Source organism: Rhodococcus sp. NCIMB 12038 (assembly GCF_002165735.1).
GTDB lineage: Bacteria > Actinomycetota > Actinomycetes > Mycobacteriales > Mycobacteriaceae > Rhodococcus_F.
In genome coordinates, this window is sequence record NZ_NHML01000040.1 from 80,116 (window position 1) to 86,290 (window position 6,175).

The 6,175-nt window shown below is 65.3% G+C and carries 5 protein-coding genes; 3 read left to right on the forward strand and 2 right to left on the reverse strand.

The window, feature by feature from the left end:
* Positions 1 to 78: 78 nt before the first annotated feature.
* Together CA951_RS38135 and CA951_RS38140 are read right to left on the reverse strand one after the other, a co-directional pair.
* Positions 79 to 687: a TetR family transcriptional regulator gene (locus CA951_RS38135; protein WP_143543165.1), complete on the reverse strand. Its 609-nt coding sequence runs from the start codon at positions 685 to 687 to the stop codon at positions 79 to 81.
* 66 nt (positions 688 to 753) lie between these two features.
* Complete coding sequence (locus CA951_RS38140) at positions 754 to 1,590, reverse strand: SDR family oxidoreductase (RefSeq protein ID WP_087561800.1); 837 nt, start codon at positions 1,588 to 1,590, stop codon at positions 754 to 756.
* 416 nt (positions 1,591 to 2,006) lie between these two features.
* Here CA951_RS38140 and CA951_RS38145 point away from each other — a divergent pair, with 416 nt between their 5' ends.
* The 3 genes from CA951_RS38145 to CA951_RS38155 all read left to right on the forward strand — a co-directional run.
* Entirely contained in the window at positions 2,007 to 2,672 is a 666-nt protein-coding gene (locus CA951_RS38145; protein WP_087561801.1) for a GntR family transcriptional regulator, read from the forward strand.
* A gap of 728 nt (positions 2,673 to 3,400) precedes the next feature.
* Positions 3,401 to 5,728, forward strand: coding sequence for a CoA transferase (locus CA951_RS38150; RefSeq protein ID WP_087561802.1), 2,328 nt, complete (start codon positions 3,401 to 3,403; stop codon positions 5,726 to 5,728).
* Positions 5,729 to 5,996: 268 nt separating this feature from the next.
* Positions 5,997 to 6,175: CoA transferase (locus CA951_RS38155; protein WP_179220472.1), on the forward strand; the 179-nt coding region annotated here is incomplete at its 3' end.

The following is a 6,175-nucleotide window of genomic DNA, read 5'->3' on the forward strand; positions in this document are numbered from 1 at the left end:
GCCCGGTATACAGGTCGGCAACGCGGGTCTGGCGACCGAGCCCTCTGAAAAGGACTGACACCAAGACTGAGGCGACGGTCACGCCGTATGACAGGAGTGCACAGCGTCCATGAGGCCATCGAGGATGGGACCGAGGGAGATTCTGCCGCCCGCCTCGCACCACACTTCCTGGGCGGTGTCCAGACAGGCGAGCGCGGCCCCGGCGAGCGCCTTCGCCGCCGGCGCACGCAGCGCCTCCGGCACATCGGACGTCATACGTTCAAGCAGATCAGGGGCGAGGAGCTCCTGCCACCGCGACTGCTTTTCGAGGTGCCGGGCGCGCAGAGCAGAGGTCTCATGGAGCATCGTCAGCAGGATCAAGGTGCGTTCCGGCGCACCGTCGTTGTGCTCGACGATCAGATCGAACGCTGCCCGCAGCGCGGGCCAGGCCGCCAGGTCCGACGGCTGAGCGGCGAGCCGGTGAGCGAGCTCGTGACCGACTTCGACGAGATTGTCGACGACCAGGTCCTCTTTACTGGCGAAATACCGGAAGAACGTACGCTTGGACATATCCGCCGCACCGGCGATCTCGTCCACAGTGACGGCGTCGAAGCCTTTCGCGACGAAGAGCTCCAGCGCCACCTGCATGATTTCCCGGCGCAGAGCCCGTCTGGCGCGCATCCGCGCGCCCTCACCCTGTGCTGCCACCCGTCGACTGTAGCCGCGCAGATCGGGGCCGGTGCAAACGACATCGGTAACACCGGCCCCGAGGACTCAGCTCGAGGAATGGCCGTTGGCGTCGAGCGACACCGGCTCCCACGCCTTCCACGTGTCGAGTCGTTGCTGGTAGAGGCTTGGCACGACCTGGGTCGGCATCAATCCGAACAGGACGCGCAATGGCGGCTCCTCCGCATCGACCACATTCAGGAGGGCGGGCCCGGCCGCGGTGGGGTCACCGGTGAATTCGGGGGGCGTGTTCTTCTGCTGCTCGACGAATGCCGCTCGTAGAGCGTCATAGTGCGGCAGTGGCTCGGCATGCACGGCCGAGCTACCAGCCCAGTCGGTGCTGAACCCACCCGGCTCGATGAGCGTGACCGAAATGCCGAACTGGGCGACTTCTTGAGCGAGGGACTCCGAGAGCCCCTCGAGCGCCCACTTCGAGGCGTGATACCCGCCGAGGGTGGGGAAGGCAGCGATCCCCCCCACCGTCGAGATCTGAACGACATGGCCCGCGCCCTGCTCGCGCAGGATCGGCAGGACAGCCTGCGTCACGTGAAGGACACCGAACAGGTTGACCTCGAGCTGGTCCCGCAACTGCTGCTCAGAGATCTCCTCGACGGTCCCGAACAGACCGTAGCCTGCATTGTTCACAACAACGTCCAGACTGCCCAGTCGCTCGTGCGCGGTGGCTACAGCTGCGCCGACCGCCTCACGGTCGGTCACATCGAGGGACAGCGGAATGATCGCGTCCCCGTAAATATCGACAAGATCTTTCAAGGCTTCCGTGTTTCGGGCAGTGGCCGCCACCCGATCGCCTCGCCCCAAGGCGGCGATCGCGAACTCGCGACCGAAACCCCGTCCGGCTCCAGTGATCAACCAAGTCTTACTCATGCTCACTCCTTCATCAGCGGTGTCGTCTTGTCGATATGACGCGGGGTGGACAGCCAGTCACGACACGCAGACGACTCAACTCGGAAGCGCCGCACGGAGGCATCGTTTTCACGACCCTCGGCGAGCGCGACGTGGCAACCCTTCAGCGAAGGTCGTCGGATCACCGAGGTCCGGATCGGGACGCGTCCCGACCGCTCGCCGGGCAACGACACAGCGCTCCCCTCGATGAATGCAACAGCGCCATTCGCCATAGTTCATACTTCGTAGTATTGGACTATGTAATACGAAATCTGTCAACGCGGGGGATGCGACCCGCCAGTGCGATAGCGCGGGCTACCGTAAACGTCCGGACGTCGCGCGGGTCGAAACGCTCCGCTGTATGATGTGTCGGTCATACAAAAACCAAGGAGGTCCCAGTGGCTGACGGCGTTAACGGACTTCTGGTCGAGCGTCCAGAGCGGCTGCTGCGGGACCGAGTGACCGACGCGGTCCGGGAGGCCATTACCCGGGGCGACCTGGAGCCAGGTCGCCGACTGACCGAGCGGGAACTCGGCGAGTTGACAGGGGTGAGCAGAACTTCCCTGCGCGAAGCGCTCCGGAGTCTGCAGGCCGAAGGGCTCGTCGAGCGTTCCGGTGCACGAGGGTTGCAGGTCGCAGTACTCACCGCGCCAGTAGTGAGCGAGCTCTACGACGTCCGGGCGCCACTCGAGGCCGCCGCAGTGGAACTTTGTGTGCGAAACGCCTCCGACACTCAGGTCGCGAACCTCCGCACCGCTCTGACACAACCTGACGAACTCGATGATCAGCTCGCCGCCACCCGGCGGTTTTACGACCTTCTGCTGGACGCCGCGGGGAACTCGATTCTTCAGCAGATGTTCGGATCCATTGAGGCGCGTATCCACGCACTGCGTCGGGTATCCCTGCGGATCGGCGGCCGCGCCGAGGAAAGCCACCGGGAGTTGCTGGAGATAGTCGATCTCATCGCACGCCGCGACGGACCGGCTGCCGCAGCAGCGGCAACCGCGCACGTCTTGGCAGCGAAGGCCGCGGCGCTGGCCGCACTGGAGAACAGCATCGCCTGAACCTTTGGTCTCCGCCACCGCCGCGACCGCCCGCCTCGGACATGACCAGCCTCTGATCCCACCACATCAATTCGGTCAGGCACCTGCCGCGGAGCGGTAATTCAGCCGACCAGGTCATTCACGGAAAGGACCGGGAGCCGCTCGAGTCCCGGGACGCCTCAGGCGACCTCAGCCTTGCCCTTCCGAGTTATCTCGGGATTGCCGCGTCGCCCGACCAGGCCGCCGCGCCGTGCCCCCGTTTCGTCGACTCGCTGGATGCGACTCGACTCACGAGCGAACCAATCAACGCGAACGTAGACCGAACTACGGCTGCTATTCGCGGTCTCGCATGTTCGTCGACCTCAAAGACTTGCCGTCAGAAGTTGAGGGCGCTCGTGATCGACCCGGCACCGCGGGCCGCTCGTACCTGCGGCCGCTGTAGAGCAATTGAGTACACCGTCAACTTCTGCCGCGAGCCGCTGTCGTGTCGGCGCCATTGACGAAATCATGGAATACCGGATACGGTCATACAACCTACAAAGGAAGCGCAACCGCTTCCTGACCAAAGCACCCGAGCCGATGGACGGTGGCCCCTCCTTCCGCAACCGTGACGACTGAGCCGCGAGCTGGCCCTCGCCGTACAGGACCGTCGTGCAGGACGGAGATTGGGCAAGTCCTACTTGGCTCCGCCCCAGGAGAAGAGGTCGCGGTAATGGCGATACCCGCAGCGATGCCGGTGGAGGACTGGAATGACTGACTCGCAACCACTTCAGATCGTCGAGCTCACCCGTTGGACGGCGGGAGCCGTTTGCGGCAGGTTGTTTGCCGGGCTCGGACACGAGGTCACCCTGTGTGAGCCGGCGTCCGGGCACCCACTTCGAGCCCACGAGTTCACTTTCACTGCGACGGCGGCGGGCAAGCGCAGCGTCGTGTGCGATCCGACGCTCGACTGCGCTCGATGGCAATCGTTGCTCGATTCGGCAGACGTCCTCCTCCACGATCTGACACAGAGTGAGATGGAACAGCTCGGGCTCGACCCCGCGCACCTGTCCGAACGATTTCCACGGCTGGTCACTGTGTCCTTGACGGCGTTCGGTCTGGACAGCGATTTCGCCGAGATCCCCGGCGACAGCTTCCTCGCGGAAGCCTACGGCGGGTTGGCGCAGATGATCGGTGAGCCGGACCGGTCACCTCTCAGCCTGGGCGGCGAGCAGACGGCCCACGTGGCGGGGTTCGTCGGTCTCTTGGGCGCCTCCCTTGCCCTTCGCACCCGTGAGAAGACCGGAACTGGTGACTTCGTCGAGGTCGCTCTGAGTGACGTCGCCGCCTATATGGATTGGAAAAGCGATGTCGCCTACGAGATCGCCGACGCCGCCCCTCACCGCACCGGCGCCTCCCGCGGGTCGTGGCGGATCGTCGAGGCCAAGGACGGATGGGTCGGCGTCATCTTCCTGGCGGATCAGTGGCCTGCCGTTGTCGAGTTGATTGGCGACGACCGACTCTCCGACCCGGCGTTCCTGGATCAAAGGATCCGGCTCGAGCGAGAAGAGGAGCTATGGCCCGTGATCGGGGACGCGATCGGCCGTCGAGAGGCGTACGAGGTCTACGCCTCTGCACAGCGACTGGGCCTTCCCTTCGGCTACGCGGCGTCGGCGGCCGATCTACTCGATTCCGAACAGCTCGCCATGCGGGGATTTGCGTTCCCTCCGGACCGGCGTCGGCGGGATGCCCCGGTTGTCTCGTTCCCCGTGCCTGACGGAGACGAGGCCCGGGTCGAGCGGGCGCCATCGCTCGGCGAAGACACGCTTGTTCGTCGTCCCGCTAACCCTCGTGCGATACCTATTGCTCCGGTGGCGACCTGCCGACCGGGTGCCGCGCCTCTCGCGGGCCTCCTCGTATTGGACTTCGGCACGATCACCGCGGGGGCGGCCACCGGCCGGTTGCTCGCGGACTACGGCGCGACGGTTATCAAGATCGAGTCGAGTGCACGGCCAGACCGATTCCGGCAGTGGGTGATGCCAGGTTCGGTCTCCTCGGAGACTCCTGTCACCTCACCGATGTTCAGGTCGAACAACGTCGGCAAGATCGGTCTGTGCGTGGACCTCAAGAGCGACGGCGGGCGCCGGATCATCCATGACCTGATCCGCCGAGCCGACGTGCTCGTGGAGAACTTCCGGGCCGGTGTCACAACCCGAATGGGAATCGATCCGGAAACAGTCCGAGAACTGAATCCCGATCTGGTCTATCTGTCCTTGTCGAGCCAAGGTAGCGCCGGGCCGGAATCTCTCTACGGCTCTTACGGTTCCACGCTCGACCTGCTGTCCGGCCTCGCCGGCGCCACAGGGTACCGCGGAGGGGCGCCGATCTGGTCGTCCGGGGAAGTGAACTACCCCGACCAGATCGTCGCCATTGCGGGAGCCGCGCTGGTCGCGCACGCCGTCGCGGCAGGTCGGACGGGCGCCCGGCTGGACCTCTCCCAGCGAGAACTGGTGGCGTGGACCCTCGCCGACCAACTGGCCGCATTCGTCTGGGACGGTCTGCCGATGTGCACAACCGGCAACCGCCGACCGGGCGCGACCCCGCACGACGTCTACTCGACGGCGAACAACGAATGGCTCGCCATTGCCTGCACCACCCACGAACACCGGCGAGCACTTGCCGGAATCATCCACGGGTTGCCGGACGGCGCCCAAGAGCAGTGGTGGTGGGACAACCAGGATCAGGTCGACGCACAGATCACTGAATGGAGTTCGGATCGTAACCGCGATGAGGCCGTCGCCGAACTGCACGCCGTCGGCGTGCCCGCCGTTCCCGTCTGCACCGCCGCCGACCGAGCCGCCCAGCCGCGCTACCGCGAACGCCGCATCGCACTGCGCAGCCCGGACGGTGAGTGGGTCAAGGGGTACCCCCTGACCCTCCGCGGTTTCAGCCCCACCGCCCCTGGCCCCGCCCCCGTCTTGACCGAAGATGTCTCCGATCCCGAGTCCGAGCGGTACTCGGACCTGCTCGCCAAGATCCTTCCGTCGGGCAACGAGCACGCATGGGCCCAGCCAGCCATCGCACGGTCAGCCGACTGACAACTGTCCCCGCCTGGCATCCGCCACGCCAGAACCACGTCAGACTCGGATAGCGTGCGACTGAAATCAATGTGGTCCTAATGAAGTTCGATGATGGAAGGGAGCGGTGCCGGCCTCGCCTTGACCCGCTGGGGGGGTAACGGCTGCACTCGAGTGCTGACACACTGTTCGCCGCGCCTTGGACAATTCACACCAGCCCCCAAAGCTTGTGTAGCGTTCGCTAAGCTAGTTTCACTCACCGCCCTACACCCCTTGATGAGGAATTCGCGTGTCTGCTCCAGTTTCAGAGAAGAAGGGCCCCCTCGCGGGCATTCGCGTCGTCGAATTCGCAGGCCTCGGACCGGGCCCGCACGCCGCCGCCCTCCTGGCCGATCTCGGCGCCGACGTGGTCTGCGTCCAGCGCCCCGGCGTGATCCCGCCGGACGGTCCGTACGACCAGATCCAGCG